This is a genomic window from Candidatus Xianfuyuplasma coldseepsis, assembly GCF_014023125.1.
GTDB lineage: Bacteria > Bacillota_I > Bacilli_A > Izemoplasmatales > Izemoplasmataceae > Xianfuyuplasma > Xianfuyuplasma coldseepsis.
In genome coordinates this window covers 349,285-372,963 of record NZ_CP048914.1, presented here as the reverse complement: position 1 = coordinate 372,963, position 23,679 = coordinate 349,285, and the positions used below count along the sequence as shown (strand labels likewise).

Here is a 23,679-nt window from a genome sequence, read left to right as displayed (position 1 = left end):
CGATGAAACAATATGATCTCATTGTCGTTGGTGGCGGACCCGGTGGGTACGTCGCCGCGATCAAAGCGGGACATCTCGGAAAAAAAGTAGCCCTCATTGAAAAAGACAATGTCGGAGGTGTATGCCTGAACTGGGGATGTATCCCCACAAAGGCAATGCTGAAAACCGCCAAAGTCTACAAACAATTCCTCCATGCCGAGGATTATGGGCTAACAATCAATGACAAAAGCGCGATTACCCTAAATCTCGCCGACATCAAAAAACGCAAGGACAAAGTTGTCAAGCGTCTCACTGGGGGTGTCCGCGGACTCCTCAAAAAAGCTGGCGTCGATGTCTATGATGGATTTGGTACTGTAGTGGATAATAAGACTGTCAATGTGAATGATGAAACCTTACAAACAGACTATTTAATCTTAGCTACCGGTAGCCATCCATTCATCCCACCAATCCCTGGTATTGAAGATGCCTTCAAGAACAACCGTGCCTTAACTGCCAAAGAAATACTAGACTTAGATATCCTTCCCAAAAATCTTGTGATTATCGGAGGAGGCGTCATCGGTGTTGAATTTGCAACGCTCTATAGTACACTTGGTGTCGACGTTACGATGCTGGAAATGTCGGATCAAATCTTAACGAGAATTGATGATGAAGTACGTAGTACCTATGTCAAAATCTTAAAAAATAAACATCTGACGATTCACACACAAGCCAAAGTAACAAAAGTAACGGATACTCATGTCATCTATGAAAAAGATGGCAAGGAACATCAAATAGAAGCCGAAAAAATTCTCGTCTCAATTGGAACACGACCAAACGTAAAAGGTTTAGAAGCCTTAAACTTAGAAACCAATAAGGTTGGAGTTGTCACCAATGAGAAAATGGAAACCAATGTGAAAAATGTGTACGCCATCGGTGATATGAACGGCATTATGATGCTTGCTCATGTTGCTTCTAAAGAAGGTCTTGTTGCTATAGAAAACATCTTTGGCGATGGTGAAGAAATTAACTATGAACGTGTTCCATCGGGAATCTATGGATTCCCAGAAATTGCCTATGTTGGATTAACCGAACAAGAATGTAAAGAGCGAGGACTTTCGTACAAGAAAAGTATCTTCCCTCTAGCAGCCAATGGAAAAGCACTCGCCGAAGGTGAGAGCGATGGCTTCATTAAAATTCTTGCGGAAACCACCTACAACGAAATTTTAGGAATGCACATCTTAGCACCAAACGCAACCGACATGATTGCTGAAGCCGTAACAACCATGGAACTAGAAGGAACAGCGAATGAACTGGCCAAAGCCATTCATCCCCATCCGACCCTTAGTGAAATTGTCATGGAAGCTGCTCATGGTGTCATCGATAAACCAATCCATATTTAAAACAAAAGACTACGAAACTCAATATTCGTAGTCTTTTTTCTATTCTAAGCAATTAAAGTCTAATTATTAGTCAAGTTAACAATATGATTTACAATACGATTAACAATACGATGTACGATGAAGTTTACAATCTGGTTTACAATCTGTTAATGATGTGGTTAACAATCTGGTTAACAAAAAAAGAGACAAGTAGTCTCTTTTGATTATTGTTGTAACCATTTGAATAATTGTTTTGCGGCTTGTTCAGGTCCTTTTCGTTCAAATGTAGGAATCGCCAGTTTGGTATAGATTTCACCTACCGGTATGTTGTTATCAAACAATTGATTAAAATATTGATTGATTAGTTTTGTCGTTGCTTGTTCCTCTTGTACCGGTCCAAAGGGATTGGCGAAGAAACTCTCGACAAGTCCACTCTCACTGGTTGTTCCTTTGGCTTTGCGTCGACCCTTACTGAAGACATCAATCGCTTTCTCAGGGGTATCAAAGAAACGTAAAACATCATTGGTATCTTCATAATTATTCGCATAGAGTAAGATATCAACTTCGTATCCTCTTGTTACCACATCATAGGTCGATACCGGAAGTAGTACACGAGCATTCTGACGATGGGGATTCATAAAGATGGCACGGTCCATTTCTTTAAAGGAGTACCCCATTTCAAGATCGTCCAATCGAACAAAGGCCCCAATTTCGGTTCCATAGCCAATGACTTTACCATCCTCAATATGGAAACTACCCATATCATCAAAAATGATCTTAATCTCCTTGAGATATTTCTTGGATAGGGTTCGGAACGCTTCTAACGATTCACTCTTACCAGCACCACTGTCGCCGACAATCGCAATCGTTTTTTCAATCCCATTTTTAAGGGTAATATGAACCATTGCTCCATGAATCGGAAGATTCCCTAATTTAATCATTCGCAAATTATGAAGTGTCAGAATCATCTTCTTCATGTACCCAAAGTAATCCACTTCTTTGGTATTGGATACGTACCCAACATGAATATCATTTTTTTTATCATAATAGTATACGGTTCGTTTTTCATGTTTTGGCAAACGTGCACCAAAGACATAAATTAAGTCCGGTGATTTATTGATGTATTCCTCTGGTTCTGCAAGATCAAACAAGTTACATAAACTAACCCCATGATTCATAAAGTCACGATGGAAGTAGACAAATGCTAAACTAGATCCTACTTTCGCAGGGTAACAGAAGAAATGGCTTTGGTTCAGTTCGATGTAATCGATTGGATTGACATCGCTCCTTTCAAACAAACCACTGCGTTTATTTTCATTGGGATAGATGATAAATGGTGGCGTAAAGACAATCTTTTGAATAATCGGAATATCCTCGACTTTGTCATAGGTAGACGGAAGATCAATCTTATTATCCGTTAAGACAATACCCGCATTAATCCCTGCGGATAGTTGACGGTAGATATTTTGATCTTTTTCCATGAGGTTTTCTTCAATCCGGCGATAGGTTTTAAGAACCAAATTGGTAAAGGCATTTTTCGCTTCGATAAAGTTCACATTTTGAATCCCACTTTTATCACCGGTTGTTTGAATCAGTGCGTAACGTTCTAGACCTCGCCAGTAATTATATAAACCTTCGATAAAATCAATAACATCTGACGTGTGTTGAAACACTTTTAGATATTCGGGATTGACTTCCGCAATCGATTGTTTATCCATGATAATCAGTAATTTAAACAATCGTAAAAACTCGTTTTCTAAATCGGTAGATGGCATGATTAAATGCAAACGATCAAGCAACGATGCGTTTTGTTTTTGTAAGTATTTAATCTGATTGTGTAAAATCTTCTCAAACGATTTGGAATCCAGTAATTCTTTTTCTGTTTGACAATACTTGATCGAGAAGTTCACAATCACATTGTTGGAATTTATAGAAAATTCTTTAATCATAGGTGTCACCTCGTATTCTCCATTATAACAAGGAAATAATCACTTTAATCAGATAAAGCGTTTTCACAAAAAAATAGGCACCATCGTGCCTATTGAAATAATTGATGTAGTTTTGCGTGTTCACTATCGGGAAGTCGTTCTTGCAATTCCTCTTCAACAAACCGTAATCCTTCAATATCTTCCGGGTAGAAGGAGCTTTCCTGAACGATCCCTTTATGAATTCGCATCTGAATGATTTCCCCATCAATCTCTTCGTTAATCCAAAACTCTGGTGTTTCCCCTAAGTTCCAACTCCAGGAATGGTATTTGTCGTTCATGATTTTGTTAATCTGTTTTATATCTTCATCGTTCAATTCTACAATATGATTGTGGTAATCTTCGATAAAATACTCATTGAGGATGAAGTCCATGAACTCCTCTATTGTAGCGGATACAGTCATATGGTTTTTAATATTAGTAGTCGATGCTCTGGTGCTGGAAACGGCTTTAGAATTGTAGTGTTTGTGGTGATGTAAGACATTCTTTAAATGGGTTAAATCACTCTCAAAGAGTAGGGTCCCATGATGCATCATTTTATTCTTATAGAATGACTGGGCGTTACCACTAATCTTGGTATCGTTGATATAAATATGACTGGATGGGACAAAACGAGCAGGAACACCTGTTTTTTGAAGAATCGCAATTAATGGATGAATAAAGAACTCGTAATTATTCAATCGTTCTTGAATTGTACTGGTGATAAATGTGAAATTGACATTCCCATGATCATGATAGACCGTCCCGCCACCACTGATTCGTCGTAAGATTGGGATGTTGTGAGACGATGTATAGTGGATATTAATTTCATTAAATGGATTTTGATTCCGACCAATCACCACACAGGGATCATTACGCCATAAGAAAAATACATCTTCATCAAGATCAAGATGTTTTAAGACATATTCTTCCAGTGCTAAATTAAAGTATGGATTGGTACTTGGGTTGATGATTGTTTTCATCGCATCACATCCTAATACTATTGTACCTTAAAGGTGTCAAAACAACAATTGAAAACTCTTTGGCACTCATGGCTTGACAGTGCTAACAAGAATGTGTATAATAGTCTCGGATAATATAAACACACACCGATTTAGGAGGACATTTACATGGCAAAAACAAAACAATTTAAAACCGAATCGAAAAAATTATTGGATTTAATGGTGCATAGTATTTACACCCACAAAGAAATCTTTTTACGCGAGTTAATCAGCAACGCCAGTGATGCGATTGACAAACGTCACTACATCGCTTTAACCGATGCGGATAAAGCGGATGAATATGAGATTTTTCTCGAGTTTGACAAAGACAAACGCACGATTACCATTACCGATAACGGTGTTGGATTAACCGAAGAAGAGTTAATCAACAACTTAGGTACCATAGCGAAAAGTGGTAGTAAAGAATTCCAAGAAGGACTTGATAATGCTGACATTGAAATCATCGGCCAATTTGGTGTTGGATTCTACAGTGCCTTTATGGTATCGAAAAAAGTTACCGTCATCACCAAATCGATTAATAGTGATCAAGCGTATAAATGGGTTAGCACCGGTAGTGCAAGCTACACCATCAGTGAATCCGAAAAAGATGATTTTGGAACGACCATCATCTTAGAACTGCGTGACAACAATGACGAAACCGAAGAAAACTACGACGAGTTCTTAAGTGAATACAAACTGAAAAACCTCGTTAAAAAATACAGCGACTATATCCGTTACCCGATCAAAATGGATGTCACTAAAACGGATTATCCCGAAGACAAAGATGCGGATCCAATCACCTATAGTGAAACCGAAACCTTAAACTCGATGATTCCCCTTTGGCGTCGCAATAAAAGCAACATCAAAGAAGAAGAGTACAACGACTTCTACAAACATCAGTTCAACGACTACGAAGAACCAATGCGCGTCATTCACACCAAAGTCGAAGGTCTTACAACCTACACATCCTTACTCTTTATTCCGAAACACGCCCCATTTGATCTCTATAGTGAAAAGTACGAAAAAGGACTTCAACTCTATAGTAAAGGCGTCTTCATCATGGATAAAAACAAGTCGCTTATCCCCGATTACTTCCGCTTTGTCAAAGGACTTGTTGATTCCAGTGATTTATCATTAAACATCTCTCGTGAAATGTTACAACACGATCGCTTGCTCAAAAAAATCGCAAGCAATGTTGAAACCAAAATCAAAAACGAACTCGAAAAAATGCTCAAAAACGAACGCGAACAATACAACGAGTTTTATAAAATCTATGGTATTAACTTGAAATATGGTATCTACGAAGGTTTTGGAATGAACAAAGAAAAACTCCAAGACTTAATCATGTTTAAAACCACCAAATCCGATGAATTTAAAACCTTACAAGAATACATCGATGATATGCGCGAAGGCCAAGAACACATCTACTACGCATCTGGTAAAACCAAAGACAGTATTCTTGCCTTACCACAAATGGATTTAATCATAGACAAAGACTATGAAGTATTACTCTTCACCGACGATATCGATGAGTTCATGGTAAACATCTTAATGAAATACAACGACAAAACCTTTAAATCGATCAACCAAGGTGACTTGGACCTAATCGATAAGAAAGCACAAAAGAAAGTCGACAAACTCACCAAAGAAAAACAATCCTTATTAGATGCCTTAAAAGAAGGACTTGAAGGCAAAGTGGAAAATGTTGTATTGTCAAAACGCTTAAAAGACAGTCCTGTCTGTTTAGTAAGTGGTGAAGGACTCTCCATGGAAATGGAAAAAGTCTTACAACAACTCCCCAACAAACCCGATGCCAAAGCACAACGCATCTTAGAAATCAATCCAAATCATGAACTCTTCCAAACCTTGGAATCGATTCATGAAACAGCCCCAGAAAACATTAATAAATACGCAACCATTTTGTACAACCAAGCATTACTCATTGAAGGACTCCCACTGGATAATCCAGTTGAGTTCAGTAACTTAATGGTTGAGTTAATGATTGAACGAAACAAAAATGTCAGCTAAGCTGGCATTTTTTGTTATACTATATATAAGGTGGTGATTCGATGAATATGAAACATATGAGAATCCTCGAACAACGATTTTTAAGTCTCTATCCCAAAGGCTTTGATAGCCCCGAGATGAAAGAAGCGGGCAAGAAACACAAAGTCGATAAAATGGAACAAATGGCCAAAGAAGTCCTTAGTAAAGAATCCCTCAATCAAGTCGGTGCGATTAACGGCATTGTCAAATTGATTACGCGTTCATCCTTGGTAAGTCTCTTTGAGAAAACGAGATTTCGAAATCTTATCAATGAAGCCGATGACCTCTTCAAACAAGATATCGTCGATGCGGTGTATACGATGATTCATGAGAATCAAGCTCAAGGCTTTGATCGATTGGTATCGTTACTTGCACCATATAAAATGGCGAAGTGGCCCATCCTAAGTGTATTACTATTTTACCTAGACGGTGAGTATGAAGTATTAGTGAAACCAACCACCGTAAAGAAAGTACTATCGTATTTAGAATGTACCGATATTACCTATTCCCCCAAAGCATCCTTTGCCTTTTACCAAAAATATCGTGATATGATTAATATTGTAAAAGCCCAATGTGATCCACGGCTATCACGAAACAATGGAGCATTTCAAGCGGTATTTATGTTACTTCTAGAATAAAAGGAGAACCCAATGAAAACACATATAGAACTACAAACAAATGGACACACCATGCGTGGGTACAAGCAAGGATCGAGTGATACTGTCCTCGTGATGCTGCATGGATTTACCGGTAACCGTACCGAAAGTCGTAACCTCTTCAAAGATATTGCCGATGGACTTGAAGACAAAGGGATTGCCACCCTACGCTTTGATTGGTTTGGCCATGGCGAAAGCGATGTCCAATTTGAAGACTTACGGGTACCACTCATGCAAGCCCAAGCACAAACGATATTAGACTATGCGAAAGAACACTATCAACACGTCATCTTACTCGGATTTAGCATGGGCGGATTTTTAGCGATGGATGCGGTGCGAGACGACATTGATAAACTGATTTTAATGGCTCCTGCGATTCATATCGGTAAAATGGAATCCAATATCTTCAGTGAAGACGAAGGAATGACACGGGACTTACATGGACTAATCATCCACCGGGAGTTTATCCGCAGTTTTGCCAAAGGGAAACCACTAGACCACGTCAAAGCCTACAAAAAACCAGTGTTCATCCTTCAAGGCGAAGAAGATACCGCGGTTGGTAAAGACAATGCCATTTGGTTAAACGATCAACTACTTGATAGTCGTGTCAAAGTGTACCCCGGTGCACCCCACTGCTTTGAACGCAAACATTACCACGATGAATTAATCGATGATATATGTAACTTTATCACAGGATAAGCAACCTTAAATGGTTGCTTTTTTGTAACCTATTTTACTTTATCTGTAAGTTAACGTCTCAATTGTTTTACAATTGAAACTAGTGTATAATTAGATAGTATTTATTTGACATCTAGAGGTGAAGACATGCTACGATTAGAAAACATATCCAAGTATTATCACAGTAATGATGTCGTGGCCCTCGGCCTGCGTAAAGTATCCCTCGAGTTCAAACTCGGGGAATTTGTTGCGGTTACCGGGGAAAGCGGTAGTGGGAAAAGCACCCTACTAAACGTCATTAGTGGACTCGATACCTATGAAGATGGAGAAATGTATGTAAACGGGGAAGAAACCTCCTATTACACGATTGAAGAATGGGAAAGTTATCGCCGTCAATACATTGGCTTTGTCTTCCAGAACTACAATATAATCGATTCTTACAGCGTTTTGGAAAATGTCATGGTTGCTTTGACGATTCAAGGTTACGACAAAGATAAACGCAAAGAACGGGCCTTAGAATTGATCGACAAGGTTGGATTAACCAGCCATGTTCATCACAAAGCATCGAAACTATCGGGTGGGCAAAAACAACGTGCGGTAATTGCACGGGCTCTTGCCAAAGATTGTCCGATTATCGTTGCCGATGAACCGACAGGGAATCTAGATAGTGAATCGGGACGTAAAATCATTGAATTATTACAAGAAATCAGTCAAGACAAACTGGTTATCGTCGTAACCCACAACTACCAACAAGTCGCCGAATACGCCACGAGACGAATTCGTTTATTTGATGGTGAAGTCGTCGAAGACAAAGTAATGAAACCACGCCAAGACATCACCGAGGGAGTCACTCTTGCCAATTACCGGATGAGTATCCCGAGTTTGATGATGATGGCGCTTCGTAATTTATATCGAACACCACGGCGTTCGATCTTTACATTAGTTATTGGAATTTTCATCGCTGCGATTTTCTATTTCAGTTACGGTAGTTACGTACAAGAATCCACTAGTAGTGGATTCAGCTATGATTATTGGTCGATATATAATAATACGCCTGACGGTCGCATTATCGTCACCAAATTTGATCAAACCCCATTTACCGATCAGGAAATTGAAGACTTTGAAAATATGAACCGCGTCATGGGTGTTTTAGAACATGATGTGTTGTTTGATACTCCTATTTATGTCTATATGGACAGTGAATGGGACGGTGGTTGGATTGAATCGTGGTATTACTATGTCAATCCATCAGCCATGCTCCGCCAAGATGATTTGGATTCCGGTGTCTTACCTGCTAATAAAAACGAAGTAGTCGTAGGGTATGAGTCCGAATTTGAAGTCGGTGAAACCATTGATGTCGGTTACGAATATCCGCGTTATACCAAAGAAGGGGACTATACATTAGACGGCCTGAATACCTATCGTCTTACCGTTGTTGGGAAAACCAAAAACAGCGTAACAACCACCAATGATGATTTCCTTTATTTACATGATGAATTCTTGTCACAACACGATGTCATCATCACCAACTATCTCTCCCGTGAACGCTGGCCCCAACTTGTTTCGCTGGGAATGAAAATTGATATTAACGGCACAACGGTAAACTTTGGTGACTGGTATGAGTTTGAATACGATTCCTCGATGGAACTCGATGAAATGATTTTATCACCATCGCTCGCAAAACAACTCTGTGCTGCGTTGGAGTTGGATTACACAACGCAATTGAACCAGTGTTTATCCGTTGACGTTTCCATTACTGGAACATCATTATTCTATGAAAATCAGTTGGATTACACCATCACTGGTGTCATGGACGATCTAAATGAAGAACAAGAAGAGTATTACAACATTGTTCGTCTTCACCCAGAAAGTTTATCCAGCTTAGTATCCTTAGAACCCTATCAAATTAGTCTTCTAGTTCGCGATGGGAATGACGCCAACATCGTTATGAATGCGATTCAAGAAGATATTACCTATAATGCCATTTATCCGGCAGGAATCGAAGTCGATGACTTCGCTTTGATGTCACTCTTACTTGGTATTTGGTTTGCCGCACGGACATTGATGTTAATGATTGTCATGTACTTCATTACCTATGTTGTTTTACGGAACATCCAAAATGCAAAAGTCAAAGGCTTTTTGATTTTCCGCTCCATCGGTGCCAGTAAGAAAGATCTTCATAAAGTCACGAACATTGAACTTGTGTATTTGTTTGTTGCCGCCATTGTCTTGGTATTACTCTTTGCAGCAATCAATCAAATCAATCAAATCTGGATTATTCCACAGTACCTGCATTTCTTTACGGTTGGCAGTTATGTGTTATTAATCGCGTTATTAAGTGCACTCGCAATTCTATTAGGACGACGTTTTAACAAACGAATCTTCGGACAATCCGTGATAACGTCGTTGAAACAAGAGTAGGTGAACATCATGATTAAACTACGAAAACTCGATAAATACTATAACCGTAATAAAAGCAATGAAATTCATGTATTAAACGACATCTCATTAGACCTACCAAGTACCGGACTTGTCGTCTTACTCGGTCCATCAGGATCGGGGAAAACGACCCTACTCAATGTGCTTGGTGGTCTTGATAAAGTCCAATCGGGAACAATCCAGTTTGATGAGACAAGCATTGGTCATTACTCGTCCAGTACCTGGGATAAAATCCGAAACCGTGAAGTTGGCTACATCTTCCAGAACTATAATTTACTCAATCATTTAACCGTCTATGAAAACATTAGTTTAACATTAAATATGATTGGTATTTATGATAAAGATGAAATCGATCGCCGTATCGATTACATCTTGGATCATATGGGGATGATCAATTATCGGAAACGAAAAGCATCGCAGTTATCCGGCGGACAGCAACAACGGGTTGCGATTGCTCGGGCACTCGCGAAAAACCCGAAAGTCATTATCGCTGATGAACCAACCGGTAACTTAGATAGTAAAAACACGCAAGACATCATGAACATCATCAAAGCGATTAGTGTCAATAAACTGGTTGTTTTGGTTACCCATGAAGAAAACATCGCTGAGTTTTATGGTGATCGCATCATTAAACTATCCGATGGCCAAATCGTTAGTGATGAAGACAATCGCTCCAGTGGTACATTAGATACGCGCCATGAAGCGGATATCTATCTTAAAGATATGGAGCAAATCACGGAATTAACAAGCGATCAGTCGACGTTAAAAGTCTATACCGATGAAGAACTAAGTGAACCGATAAACGTTCGTTTAATTGTCAAAAATAAAACCCTATACATCGATGTCGATCAAACCAATGTCAAGAAACTACAATTGGTTGAAAAAGACAGTGAAGTACGGATTTACGATAAGAAATACGAACACACCAATAAAGAGAGTCTTGATATTAAAGAGTTCGATTTGGAAAGTGTGATCGAACAAGAAACATCAGACATTGATAAACACAGTGTCATCAGTGTCAAAGATAGTCTTCGTATCGCCTGGAACCGGATGAAAGATGCGACACGACTAGGGAAAGTATTCTACATCGGCTTTGGTTTAATTGCCGGCCTCATCGCCCTGGCGATTGGGATGGGTAATAGTTTCATTTCAATTGATAAAGACTCCTACTTAAATGATTCGGAGTATTTGATTCGTGTCCGTCGTGAAGATTTTACATACGATGATTTCATTGCCTTAACGGCAGACGATTCGATTGATTATATTCGCGCAGTCGATAGTATCAGTATTAACGCGTTACTACCAAAAGTGTTTCAATTACGAGATACCGAATCGGCATTTTCAAATCAGATTGAATCAGTGGATAAACTGTCCTCGCGCGATGTAGAAGCGGGACGCTTGCCGGAAACCACATTTGAATTCGTCATCGATCAACAAGTCGCTGATCAGTTATTGGCAAGTACCAACTATAAATATGTCGGAATTGATAGTTACGAGAAACTGTTTGAACTCGACTATGAAGCGACGATGATGAATCTCACCTACGAACTGACATTGGTTGGTATTGTCGATAATCAAACACCACTCATGTACATGGACGATAATCTTGCCTATTCCCTGTATTATGGCGTAGGAATTTACGAGATGTATGAAGATCAAATCACCTTAGAAACGGGAGACTTACCAGAAGGAGACGAACTTTTAGTACTTGATGGATCTCAAGTCGATCCAATTGGTAATTTGGTGATCCCTGTAAAACAACGAGATTATGAAGCTGTCGGTACGTTTAGTACGACAGCAGCCGATGTTCCGCAAATCCTCATCCGGAAACAAGATTTAGGTGTCGCCTATTTCGATTTATATAACGATTCTTATAGCTCGAATGTAGCGGTAATTGCCAATGATGTCGATAATGCGCTATCGTATCTTGATAGTCAAGGATATACCGCCACCAGTTACGCCAATCAAATGCTTGCGGATTATCAAAATCAACGGATTAGCCAAGGAATCGGAACGATTACCTTCATCGCCATTGTCCTCGTCGCCTCCGCCGTCAGTTACTTCTTCGTCATCCGCAGTAGCTTACTCGCTCGGATTTATGAAGTTAGTGTCTACCGCGCTCTTGGTGTCAGTAAGCTGGACGTGCACAAGATGTTCTTAACGGAAACCGTCTTAATCACATCCTTGACGAGTTTATTTGGATACGCTCTAACCACCTGGTTATTATGGCGGATTCAACTAGCGGTAGATGATTTCACTGAGGCAATCCAAGTCACCCCACTCAGTGTCATTGCGGGTGTACTGATTATCTATCTGATCAACATTGTCAGTGGATTGATTCCGGTAGGAAACCTTCTGCGTAAAACCCCAGCTGAAATCTTAAGCAAATACGATTTTTAAAAGCACAAATTCAATTTGTGCTTTTTTCTTTCGCTTGCTGCTGTGGTATAATAGAGTATGGAGGTGAGACAATGATTGAACACATCTATATTAAAAATTATAAAGCGTTCAAGCGCGAAAATATTGTCGTTGACAAACACACCTTACTCATCGGTCCATATGATTCCGGTAAAACAACCGTTTTAGAAGCATTGGATCTCTTTTTTAACAATCATTTACGACATGACTTTATTCGGAATACAAAAGAAGACATTGTCATCGAATTGTTGATCAACGACACACGATATCGCAAAGTCTATGCACCACCGGACTACTACATCGATTATCAGAAGTGCATTGGCAATATGTATGACATCAATCACATCCGCTATTTGCACATTGGTAAAACCATCAATAATCAAAAACTACTCAATGATATCTTAACAATCAACCTAACCACCAAACTTGATCCAACAATGCAAGCTCGGATCTTCAAAGTATCGGACTACATCGATGGAACCCTGGGTAATTCCAATTATAAAATCTTTCAAACAACCAGTGATTATCAAATGTACTTCGATGAAGACATTTCATTTACTACCGAAGAATATCAACGAATCTTATCCAATATCACCTATCAATATCTGGTAATAGGAATCGATAATGTCGAGCAACATTTCGACACTGAATCGCTCAAGAAAATCAATCAATACACCTATCAAACCATCTACACAACGAACGATTCAGCGATTGTTAAAACGAACGATTATTACGTCTCGACCCTATATAAAGGGAACAAAAACGATGATTTTGATACCGTTAAGAAACGATTATCATCGAAACAAAACAAGACCTATTTACTGGTTGAAGGCAAGTATGACGTCAACTGGTATGAGACCGCAATTCGCTTATTAGACAAACAAGAATCATATACCGTCATCCCTTGTGGCGGGGTTGGTAATATCACCTTTGTCAAGGAACAACTGGAAAAAGAAGGATACAAAACTTTGGTGATCACCGATGGGGATTCCAATCACTATCATCCCTTAGAGCGAGAGATTGTTGAACTCTATGGTGATCTCGATTTTATCAATCGAACGTTCCATACCGATTTCACACATATACCGAAATCCAAACATACATTTTTTAAAGCCCTCACCGTTAAGGATGATGTGGCGAAGAACATACTAAGTCACTGGGCGAAAAAGCACTTAACGGCGGATCATCCGTTTGTGCAAGAAATCGCACAGTATCTATAAAGGGGGAATTCAATGACCTATTATGTTGAATATAAGAAAGTCGTACAAACCGAACCACTCGAAATCCTCGATGAGGACTTCAATCAAGTCGGGTCAATTACCTTTCCATCCAATAAGAAAGATGATATCACAGCTCAATTAAACAATGTGATTTATCTTGTCGAAAGCAATCGTTTAAAACTAAATAATCGCTACATCATAAAAGATGTACACAACAATGTTAAAGCTCGAGTTCGAGCAGGCGTAAAAATCATTCACTCGATCATCGAACAGGACAAATACTTCTTTGTGAAGTCGGCGATATGGAAACTGTTTTATCGCATCTACGATGATCGCAAGATGATTGGTGATTTACGGTTAATCAAACGCGATCATAAACGCTATTACCGCATTACGTTACAAGACAACAATGATGTCTTTACCCTAGCGCTCTTTTTCTTAGCGCATGCCGTTCGTTTAAAAGCCTTATTAATGACCTAGGAGGAACTATGAAATTTTATATTAAACAAAAAGTGTTTACCTTAAAAGATCAGTTTAGTATTATGGATGAATCGGGAAATCCGATCTATAACGTCCAAGGAAAAATGTTTAGTTTTTCCAACAAACTTCAACTCCAGAATCCCAATGGTAGTGTTGTCTTGCACGCAAAAAAACAAGTGTTTCGCTTCCTACCAAAATACTTCTTGTACGATCCTCATGATGAAGAAGTAGCGACGATTGAGCGTAAATTTGGTCTTCGTCCAAAATTTGAGATTCAAGCCGGAGTCGATAATTTACGCGTCGAAGGATCCTTCTTTGCCCATTCGTTTCAAATCTACAAAGACGACCTCATTGTCGCCTCAATCCAGAAGAAACTAATCTCCTGGGGGGACAGTTATGAGATTGACATCAATGACATCAACAATACCGAACTCTATCTCTTTATTGTGATTGTCCTCGATCAAATTATCCATGAGCAACAACGACGTCGCCACAACTAATTTCTGTATTCTTTGTGGGCAAGAAACACATCCGTTAACAGATCCGCAATACCCCTATTCCTATCATGTTTGTGATCATTGTCAATTGATTGTGAAAGATCCAACGTGTTATCCGTCACTGACACAAGAAGAGTATCGCTATCAACAACACAACAATGATGAGAGTAGCGACGGCTATATCGCCTACATGGATACGTTTATTCGCAATCATATTGCCCCATTACGTGGCATCGAAACCATTTTAGATTTTGGCTCTGGACCCTATCCAATGCTGACCAATCGATTGCTATTACAAGGGTATCATGTCGAGTACTACGACCCGTTCTTTCATGATGATCCCAGCTATCGCAACAAAACCTATGATGCGATTGTCCTCGTCGAAGTCTTAGAACATATGCACCATCCCCTGGACGAACTGAAGAAACTACTACCACTACTACGTGAAGGCGGGTATCTTATCATTCGAACCCGATTTCGGAATATGGATGAAATGGGATTTTGTACCTGGTGGTACCGTCGTGATGAAACCCATGTCGCGTTCTTTAACACGACAACCTTTCAATATCTAACAACCATATTTCCACTTCATATCATTCACAATAACTATTATGATGTGGTGGTGTTTCAAAAACAATAAGTGGTGAACTCATGAAATCAATCAAGATTGCAGTGAAAGAGATGGTTGAATTCATCCACGTTGGTGGAGATTTAACCAGTGAATTCAAATCCAATAAGCGTGCGAAGCTTGGCCAAGAAGCGCATGCTTTTTTGCAAGCTAAATACGGAGACGATGATCAGCAAGAAGTTATGGTTGAAACCTTGTATCAAAATGACGACTACGAACTTCACATTAGCGGCCGTATGGACGGCTTATTACAGGTAAACAATAAACCCTTGATTGAAGAAATTAAAAGTACCCAAACCGATCTTGAGTTCATGGACATTGATACCAGGCCCGAACACCTTGCCCAAGTGAAGATGTATGCCTACATGTACTGCAAAGCGAACCATTTAAAATCCATCAAAGTTCGTCTTGTCTATATTCACATCCCGGATTATGAAACCAAATCCTTTACCAAACGATACAACATCAGCCAATTAACGAAATTTTTTGAGAATACCGTTTTTGAATACTTGAACTGGGTGACGATATACGATCAACATCAAGCGCAAAAACTAACCTCGATTGAAGGTCTTACCTTTCCCTTTGAGGATTATCGCGAAGGCCAGTATACGTTTATGGGGGCCATCTATAAAACCATCATCGCTAACGATATTTTATACTCGATTGCCCCAACCGGTATAGGAAAAACTGTAGCCGCGTTATTCTCTGCGTTAAAAGCGATTGAGACCGAACGTGATAAAGTGTTCTACTTAACGGCGAAAAACGCGGGAAAAGCGATTGTCGTTGATACCGTGAACTTATTAAAAGACAACGGCCTTGTAGCCAAAACCGTCGTCATCAATAACAAAGAACATATGTGTCTGATGGACACCGTCGATTGTGATCCGGATATCTGTCCCTATGCCAAAGGGTATTTTGATCGTGTCCAAGAAGCCTTGAATGATATATTTGTTCATAAGGACGTGTATGAATCGGAATTGATTAAAAGTTATGGCGAGTATCATAAAATCTGTCCGCATGAGTTCAGTTTATCCATTTCCAACTTTAGTGACATTGTCATCTGCGATTACAATTACGCTTTTGATCCGCGAACTCATCTTATTCGTTATTTTGATGAAGATTACTACAATCCAATTCTCTTAGTCGATGAGGCTCATAATATGATTGACCGGTCTCGTTCAATGTACTCTTCATCTATCACAAAATCAGGACTTTTAGCGTTGAAAAAAGCTGCGAAAAAAGTCAAACCATCGGTACAGTCAACCATTACGAAAATCATCAAGTATATCGATGAATTTGCGACGAATATTGAACTGATTAAACAACCATTTTATCATCAGGAAGAACTCGATGAACAATTGCTTGTACTTCTCGAACGATTGGTGAATAAACTCGATCAAATTCTCGTGGAAAACAAAAAGTTTCCCAATCGAGATCAAGTACTGGATGGTTATTTCATGTGCACCCAGTTTATTCGCATCAGTGATTTCTATGCCTCATCGTATCGCTATATATTAGAAGCTAAAGATGAAGACATTGTCATTACCTTAAGTTGTCTCGATGCGTCGAAATATATCCTTGATACGATAGAGCGCCGCGCCAAAGGAGCAATTTTCTTTAGCGCGACGTTAGAACCCGTGGATTATCATGTTCGCTTAATCACAAAAGGAGAAGGAAAAAGTATTTCCATTCCGTCCCCCTTCCCCCAACATCACTTGGGTTTATTTGTTGATGATTCAACAAGTACAAGGTACCGTGATCGCGAACGAAGCATCGATAGTATCATTGATAATATCTATGCAATGTTGGAAACCAAAGTTGGGAATTATATTGTGTTCTTTCCCTCTTATCGATATCTAAATCGTGTGTTAGAGCAGTTCGACACGGAAGCTTACGACGTTGTCGTTCAAGAACGAAACATGAACTTCAAGACGAGAAATAAGTTGCTTCAGTCATTTGACGAAGTCGGTGAAACGTCTACAGTAGGCTTTTTTGTTATGGGTGGAAGCTTTAGTGAAGGGATTGATTACATCGGTGACAAATTACACGGTGTCTTAATAGTCGGTGTGGCGATGCCTCAGTTTAACCCCTATAACGAACTGCTGCGTAATTACTTCGATGAACTCTTTGAAACGGGTTTCGATTACGCCTATACATTCCCTGGCATGAACAAAGTTATCCAGGCGGTAGGTCGCGTCATTCGTACTGAAGAGGACCAAGGAATTGCGATTCTTTTTGACGACCGATACAGTCACCGAAACTACCGAACACTGTTTCCAAAAAACTGGCAACACGCGATTACAATTCGGGTAAATAATTATGTGCAAAATTATCTCGAGAAATTTTGGCAAAACATCAAAAAAAGTGTATAATGAATTGAATGTTAACATACGTTTTATATTGTGTTAAGGAGGTGATGTAGTGAAAACAACAAAACGATTTGAATTCAAATATAAAATTACCTTTCAAGATTACTTAACAATCAAACCGATGATTGAATCTTTATTGATTCATGATCAACATGGAGAAGACCTGTCGTATCCTGTCAATAGCTTATATTTAGATGATATCTATCGATCAGGAGCTGCCGACAAAGCCTTTGGAAATCAGTTCCATAAAAAATACAGAATTCGTCATTATCATGATGAATCGAAGAAGAAACTGGAGCTGAAAGAAAAGGTTGGTGATGAATCAACAAAACATTCAACAATGATTTCCGATGCGGTATATCAGGCAATTTTATCTCAAGATTTGGATGTCTTAGAACAACATTTTTCCGATCCATTAATCCGTCGATTTACGTTAGATATGTTGCGGTTCCATCTCGAACCAATGTGTGATATCATCTATCAACGGGAAGCGTTCAAAGATGAATCGGATAATCTTCGAATCACCTTTGACCAGTCATTGGAAGTAGCTCCGTTTTCAATCAATAATTTAACCGAAAAAGGGAGTTTAATGCATCCAACAACAATGATTTTAGAAGTCAAATATGAACACTACATTCCCAAATCCATTAAACAAGTATTAAAACATGTTCCATTACAACAACTATCGGTATCCAAGTATTTCTTAGGATATACGCAAATTACCCCTTAGGAGGAGAACGCTATGTCATTTAGTGATTTAATTAATCAGGATATTATTGATTTATACAATGCACAAAACATATCTTTAGAAGTCATTGTATTTAACATTATTGTCGTATTCTTACTTAGTTTACTCATTTTATTTACCTACAAGAAAAGCTATCAAACAACCGTATACAACCGCAGTTTTGCAGTTAGCTTACCAATTACTGCGATGGTTACGAGTGTTATCATTATCTCGGTTGCATCCAACATCATCCTATCGTTAGGGATGGTTGGGGCACTGTCAATCGTTCGTTTCCGGACTGCTCTAAAAAATCCGTTTGATACCGTATTTATGTTCTGGGCGATTGGCCTCGGAATTACCATCGGTGCTGGATTGATCATTGTCGCAATCCTCAGTACTTTATTAATTGCTGGTGCAGTGTTCTTATTGATTTACTTAGAAGTCTTTACATCAACCTACTTCTTGATTGTACGAGCAACCGATCCAAAACAAGAACAAGCGATATTGGATAGTGTTAAGGACGTATATAAAAAATACACATTACGCAATAAAACCGTAAAAGATCAAGCACTTGATCTCACTCTCGAAGTTCGTAGTAAAGAAGATAAATCGTTATTGGTATCCCAAATTAAAGACATTGAATCTGTGAAGAGCGTCATTGTCTTATCTCACCAAGGAGATTATATCTCCGAATAATGTTGAATCTATGGATTCGACGAATTGTCATCTTTACTGGACTACTAGCAATTCTTGTCGGTGCGTCGATTTCCTATGGTGATAGTTTATTCCTTACTGCACCAGAAGAAATTGATGTCATTCAAGCGCTCCTTCAAAAGCGCGAACAACAAGAAATCTTACGAGCAGAAATTGAAGCAGAAATTGCTCGATTAGAGCAACTAGAAGAAGACGCTCGTGAACAACGAGAACAGGAACTACTTGAAGAACAACAACGTCTTGAAGAAGAGGCTCAGGCACTCATCGATGCCTATACACTTGGCAACAGAGATAAGCCTCAAGACTATCTAAACCTATTCGATAATAGTATCAAACACACATTTATTGTAGATTTTGATACCGCTGAGTGGGAAGGTTTGATCCAAGATATGGAAGACTACTATGATCTATTTGGAACCTACCGCAGCAATAATTATCGGAAAGTAAATGTGACTTATATTACCGACGAAGAGACGATCTCAATCCAAGATGTTGGGATTCGCTCCAAAGGAAATCATTACAGTCGCCGTCTGCCAATATCTAACCAAGGTGACGTGATTCCGATTCATTATGTACTGAAGTTTAATGAAACCTTTGATACTGAAGTTGGTACAGAAGAATATACATTATTAAAGACCCGTGAAGTATTTGACGTTGAGAAACTGATCTTTAAATGGAATCGTAACAATGATCCAACCTACTTAAGTGAAGTCTACAGTATGCAAGTCTTTCGTGATGCAGGTGTTCCCGCACCCATGATGAGCCTTGCAAACTACATTATTCGCATTGATGGTGAAGTCGTCTTTGAAGAACTCTACGGTGTACAGGAATACATTGATGAAGAGTTTGTCCGTAAGCAACTACAAGACATCCCAACCAAAGACGTTGGCGATCTCTACAAGGTTATCTGGCCAGGTACACTAGAACCCATCTACGATACGTCGCTAGTTGGCATCCGTGAATGGGAAACCAACACACGGCCAGTCTATGGCTTAGAATCAAACGATGACATCATGAATTACCAACAGTTAATCGACTTTACCTTTGCCCTTGATAACAGCAACGAAACAGAGCGTAAAACCTTCATTGATCAATCAATTGATGTTGACACCATGATTCGCGCTTTTGCCGCAAGTATCTTTCTCGGTAACCCCGATGATTACCGTGGTAACGCCAACAATTACTATTTATATTTTGATCAACAAGGTGTATTCACCTACATTCCCTTTGATTTTGATCATTCCTTAGGACAAGGATGGGCTGGTAATCCAGTCTTTATCGACTATTCTCTAGGAAACGATATCTATACCTGGGAAGGTGATGGATTTAGTGCTGCGACGAGAAATATACCACTAATTGATAATATATTACTTGCCTATGAGGAGTATCAAATACTCTATGAAGACTACTTAGAAGCCTTTATAAGTGATGGTACCTTTAGTTATGCTGGTTTCAGCGCATTGTTTAATCAAGCAGAAGCATTATACGGCGATCAGTACTATATGGTAAATGATAAAGAATACTACATTACAACCAAAATCACAAATGTACTAGAAGATGTCGAACAATACCGCGCAATACGTAAATTCCACAGTTAATGAACTGTGGAATTTTTTTATAAGATAGCGGTAAACGGTCGATTATGGTACAATTGTACTAAGAAACGAGGTGGTTCCATGGAACAGTATATGCAACAAGAATTAACCGATAAAATCATTGAACAAGCTGCAATATTATACGATGCAGACCCCACAACAATAACGAAAATAGGTGGATTTGAGAACTTTGTCTACGAATACCATAAAAACAAGCAAGACTATATCTTACGATTTGTTCATAGTGGCCATCGAACTTATGACCTTGTTTTAGCGGAAATTGAATTTATTGATTACCTTGATCATCACGATGCAAGAGTATCTACTGTGGTGCACTCTATCCATGATAAAATCGCTGAAAAAATCACGATTAATAGTGAACACTATTTCACCGTTTCCGTCTTTGAGAAAGCACGAGGGGATCTTGTTAAAAATGAGGATCTCACAGCAGAATTCTATCAGATGTTTGGTCGTGAAGTTGGCAAACTTCACCGCTTAACTAAGACGTTTAATCCAAAACACAAACGTCCGCAATGGTATGAAGAAAACTTTTCAGATATCGCAAATAAGTACTTGCAGTATGATTCGGAAATTATTGATCTATATCAGCAAGTAGAAGCCACGATTAAATCGCTACCAAAAAGCATTGATAACTATGGATTAATTCATACCGATCTACACTTTGGAAACATGTTTTATGATGGCGAAAAACTAACGTTTTTCGACTTTGATGATTCTGCATATAAACACTTTTTAAGCGATATCGCGATCATCATATTCTATCATTTTCGAGGATTGGATAATCGACACGAAAAATATAACGAAAAAGTACGATTTATCCTTCATAATGTAATGAAGGGATACCAATTAGAGAACATGCTAGATCTCGAATTTTTCAAACATCTAAACGAATTCTTATTACTGCGTTCAGTAATTTTATACGTTGTTATGACGGCAGCTGGTTTTGATCAACATGAGAATCCTCGATATCGCGAAGTACATGCATATCGAAGAGAAGCTAGTATCAATAATTGGGTTGCAGTAGACTTAGACTATGTCTTGGAGGGTCTATAATGGAAGAGGTACATGCTATACATCTCATTCATCCTGTTCAATCTGGTCAATCATGGTTTGGCGTTACTCATAACACCAATATCTATCGTGGTTGTAATCATGGCTGCATCTATTGTGACTCACGAAGCAGTTGTTATCAGATTGATAATTTCGATACAATTCGTGTCAAAAAAGAAGCCTCTGTGAAGATTGACCAAGAATTATCAACAAAACGTAAAAAAGGAGTTCTTGGCTTTGGAGGTATGAACGATCCTTATAATTCCTTTGAAAAATCACAAGAAGAGACCAGGAAAGCTCTTCAATCTGTAAATAAGTATGGTTTTGGAGCACATATCATTACCAAGAGTGATCTTGTTGTTCGTGATATTGATATATTTCAAGCAATTCAATGCCACTCGATAATGAATATCGGGATTACTATTACAACGGCAGATGATCGTTTACAAAAGCGTATTGAACGTTCTGTGTCAACAACTTCGGATCGGTTTAAGGCTATCAAAACCTTAATCGATGCTGGATTGTATGCAGGAATATTGATGATGCCGATTCTTCCCTTTATTAATGATAACTGGGACAATATCAAGGGAATCATTGATCAAGCAAAAGAAGCTGGAGCGAAGTATATCTATCCATCCTTTGGTGTAACCTTGCGTGACAATCAACGTCAATACTTCTTTCAAAAGATTGGTCCCGACTTAACAAAGCAATATGTAGATACCTTTAAGGATCAATATATGTGTATCTCACCGAACGCTGAAGCGCTCAAAAGGAAATTTAAATCGTACTGTGATGAATGTGGCATAATCTATTCGATGAAGGATATCATTAAAGGAGCACAGAATCATATTACAACAACGCAACTTAGCTTATTTTAGGAGATGATTGAATGAACGTATACGCAGAACATCATCGTATTCAAGAATTTTTACAATCCATATCTATGAATCAAGTTCATGTCGTTGAGGATCGTTCACTAGCAGATTACATCATTACTGGACACTACAACCATGACATGCAAACCGACAATTTAAAAGGTATCATTATTCCTTATACTGGCCATAATGGTATTAACTTGGACGATATGCGACAAGACAACCTACAACTTTTCATCCTACCAACCCGTTCAAGATGGGTTGCTGAAAAAGCGGTAACCCTCACCCTGACTTTACTCGGAAAAACAATTCCCTACCATGAACAATTAAAACAGGGAAACTGGAGTTCGCGTAATAGTGAAAAACGTATACCATGGGCAAGCATTCAAGACCGGAGTGTCGGCCTATTTGGGTATGGTCGAATTGGGAAACTGATTCACCAGTTTCTACGAGGATTCGGTTGTGATTTTTATACCATTGATCGTGGCAAATCATACCCTGAGGGTATCAAAACGGTAAAGAATTTAACCAATTTGATACAGTTAAGCGACATCATCATCATATCTACCCCATTAAATAAAACCACCGAAGGCATCTTTGATTACAACCAATTACAACGGATGAAACACAAATACTTAATCAATGTAGGCCGCGGTAAAATCGTTGATGAAGAATCCTTGTATCACGCACTTGACGATAACATCCTTGCCGGCTACGCTTCCGATGTATGGTACAATTACCCGAAACATAAAGAACAACAATATCCTAGTAACTACCCAATCTATGAAATGGATAACGTTGTGTTATCTAATCATTCCGGTGGATTTACCGAACACACCAATGAGTTTGTCAATCAAGATTTAGTACAATTACTAGAAGCCATCGCTTCTGGTGATACATCGACACAACTCGATCTAACGAACCTACTTTAGAATTGTACAGT

At 38.9% G+C, this 23,679-nt stretch carries 19 protein-coding genes; 17 read left to right on the top strand and 2 right to left on the bottom strand.

What is annotated here, in order from left to right; all coding sequences use genetic code 11:
* The first annotated feature begins 2 nt into the window (after positions 1 to 2).
* The gene (lpdA, locus tag G4Z02_RS01645) at positions 3 to 1,379 is read left to right on the top strand and encodes a dihydrolipoyl dehydrogenase (RefSeq protein WP_258878117.1); all 1,377 of its coding nucleotides are present in this window, start codon (positions 3 to 5) and stop codon (positions 1,377 to 1,379) included.
* Between the two features lie 203 nt (positions 1,380 to 1,582).
* On the opposite strand, the gene G4Z02_RS01640 is transcribed toward lpdA, so the two are convergent.
* Together G4Z02_RS01640 and G4Z02_RS01635 are read right to left on the bottom strand one after the other, a co-directional pair.
* Positions 1,583 to 3,307, bottom strand: a complete 1,725-nt coding sequence (locus G4Z02_RS01640) for a phosphoenolpyruvate carboxykinase (RefSeq protein WP_258878115.1) — start codon at positions 3,305 to 3,307, stop codon at positions 1,583 to 1,585.
* An 89-nt stretch (positions 3,308 to 3,396) separates the two neighbouring features.
* Positions 3,397 to 4,305, bottom strand: coding sequence for a lipoate--protein ligase (locus G4Z02_RS01635; protein ID WP_258878114.1), 909 nt, complete (start codon positions 4,303 to 4,305; stop codon positions 3,397 to 3,399).
* 147 nt (positions 4,306 to 4,452) lie between these two features.
* Between G4Z02_RS01635 and htpG the strand changes: the two genes are divergently transcribed.
* The 16 genes from htpG (at position 4,453) to G4Z02_RS01555 (ending at position 23,668) form a co-directional block, all read left to right on the top strand.
* The gene (gene htpG, locus G4Z02_RS01630) at positions 4,453 to 6,351 is read left to right on the top strand and encodes a molecular chaperone HtpG (RefSeq protein WP_258878113.1); all 1,899 of its coding nucleotides are present in this window, start codon (positions 4,453 to 4,455) and stop codon (positions 6,349 to 6,351) included.
* 41 nt (positions 6,352 to 6,392) lie between these two features.
* Positions 6,393 to 7,007: a hypothetical protein gene (locus tag G4Z02_RS01625; protein WP_258878112.1), complete on the top strand. Its 615-nt coding sequence runs from the start codon at positions 6,393 to 6,395 to the stop codon at positions 7,005 to 7,007.
* A 12-nt stretch (positions 7,008 to 7,019) separates the two neighbouring features.
* The gene (locus G4Z02_RS01620; RefSeq protein ID WP_258878111.1) at positions 7,020 to 7,724 is read left to right on the top strand and encodes an alpha/beta hydrolase; all 705 of its coding nucleotides are present in this window, start codon (positions 7,020 to 7,022) and stop codon (positions 7,722 to 7,724) included.
* Positions 7,725 to 7,850: 126 nt separating this feature from the next.
* Complete coding sequence (locus tag G4Z02_RS01615) at positions 7,851 to 10,124, top strand: ABC transporter ATP-binding protein/permease (protein WP_258878110.1); 2,274 nt, start codon at positions 7,851 to 7,853, stop codon at positions 10,122 to 10,124.
* Positions 10,125 to 10,133: 9 nt separating this feature from the next.
* Positions 10,134 to 12,542 carry an ABC transporter ATP-binding protein/permease gene (locus G4Z02_RS01610; protein WP_258878109.1) on the top strand — a complete coding sequence of 803 codons (2,409 nt, stop codon included), beginning with the start codon at positions 10,134 to 10,136 and terminating at the stop codon, positions 12,540 to 12,542.
* Between the two features lie 71 nt (positions 12,543 to 12,613).
* Positions 12,614 to 13,780 carry an ATP-dependent nuclease gene (locus tag G4Z02_RS01605; RefSeq protein WP_258878108.1) on the top strand — a complete coding sequence of 389 codons (1,167 nt, stop codon included), beginning with the start codon at positions 12,614 to 12,616 and terminating at the stop codon, positions 13,778 to 13,780.
* Positions 13,781 to 13,792: 12 nt separating this feature from the next.
* The gene (locus G4Z02_RS01600) at positions 13,793 to 14,260 is read left to right on the top strand and encodes a hypothetical protein (protein WP_258878107.1); all 468 of its coding nucleotides are present in this window, start codon (positions 13,793 to 13,795) and stop codon (positions 14,258 to 14,260) included.
* 8 nt (positions 14,261 to 14,268) lie between these two features.
* The gene (locus G4Z02_RS01595) at positions 14,269 to 14,760 is read left to right on the top strand and encodes an LURP-one-related/scramblase family protein (protein ID WP_258878106.1); all 492 of its coding nucleotides are present in this window, start codon (positions 14,269 to 14,271) and stop codon (positions 14,758 to 14,760) included.
* Positions 14,732 to 15,397, top strand: a complete 666-nt coding sequence (locus tag G4Z02_RS01590; protein WP_258878105.1) for a class I SAM-dependent methyltransferase — start codon at positions 14,732 to 14,734, stop codon at positions 15,395 to 15,397. Before G4Z02_RS01595 ends, G4Z02_RS01590 begins: the two co-directional genes overlap by 29 nt.
* An 11-nt stretch (positions 15,398 to 15,408) precedes the next feature.
* On the top strand, positions 15,409 to 17,757 hold the full coding sequence (locus G4Z02_RS01585; protein WP_258878104.1) for an ATP-dependent DNA helicase: 2,349 nt from the start codon (positions 15,409 to 15,411) through the stop codon (positions 17,755 to 17,757).
* Positions 17,758 to 17,806: 49 nt separating this feature from the next.
* Complete coding sequence (locus G4Z02_RS01580) at positions 17,807 to 18,484, top strand: VTC domain-containing protein (RefSeq protein ID WP_258878103.1); 678 nt, start codon at positions 17,807 to 17,809, stop codon at positions 18,482 to 18,484.
* A 12-nt stretch (positions 18,485 to 18,496) separates the two neighbouring features.
* On the top strand, positions 18,497 to 19,177 hold the full coding sequence (locus tag G4Z02_RS01575) for a DUF4956 domain-containing protein (RefSeq protein ID WP_258878102.1): 681 nt from the start codon (positions 18,497 to 18,499) through the stop codon (positions 19,175 to 19,177).
* On the top strand, positions 19,177 to 20,793 hold the full coding sequence (locus G4Z02_RS01570; protein ID WP_258878101.1) for a CotH kinase family protein: 1,617 nt from the start codon (positions 19,177 to 19,179) through the stop codon (positions 20,791 to 20,793). The genes G4Z02_RS01575 and G4Z02_RS01570 overlap by 1 nt, the downstream gene beginning before the upstream one ends.
* Positions 20,794 to 20,871: 78 nt before the next feature.
* Entirely contained in the window at positions 20,872 to 21,864 is a 993-nt protein-coding gene (locus tag G4Z02_RS01565) for a phosphotransferase enzyme family protein (protein ID WP_258878100.1), read from the top strand.
* Positions 21,864 to 22,739 carry an SPL family radical SAM protein gene (locus G4Z02_RS01560; RefSeq protein WP_258878099.1) on the top strand — a complete coding sequence of 292 codons (876 nt, stop codon included), beginning with the start codon at positions 21,864 to 21,866 and terminating at the stop codon, positions 22,737 to 22,739. Before G4Z02_RS01565 ends, G4Z02_RS01560 begins: the two co-directional genes overlap by 1 nt.
* Before the next feature lie 11 nt (positions 22,740 to 22,750).
* Positions 22,751 to 23,668, top strand: coding sequence for an NAD(P)-dependent oxidoreductase (locus tag G4Z02_RS01555; protein WP_258878098.1), 918 nt, complete (start codon positions 22,751 to 22,753; stop codon positions 23,666 to 23,668).
* Positions 23,669 to 23,679: the final 11 nt, after the last annotated feature.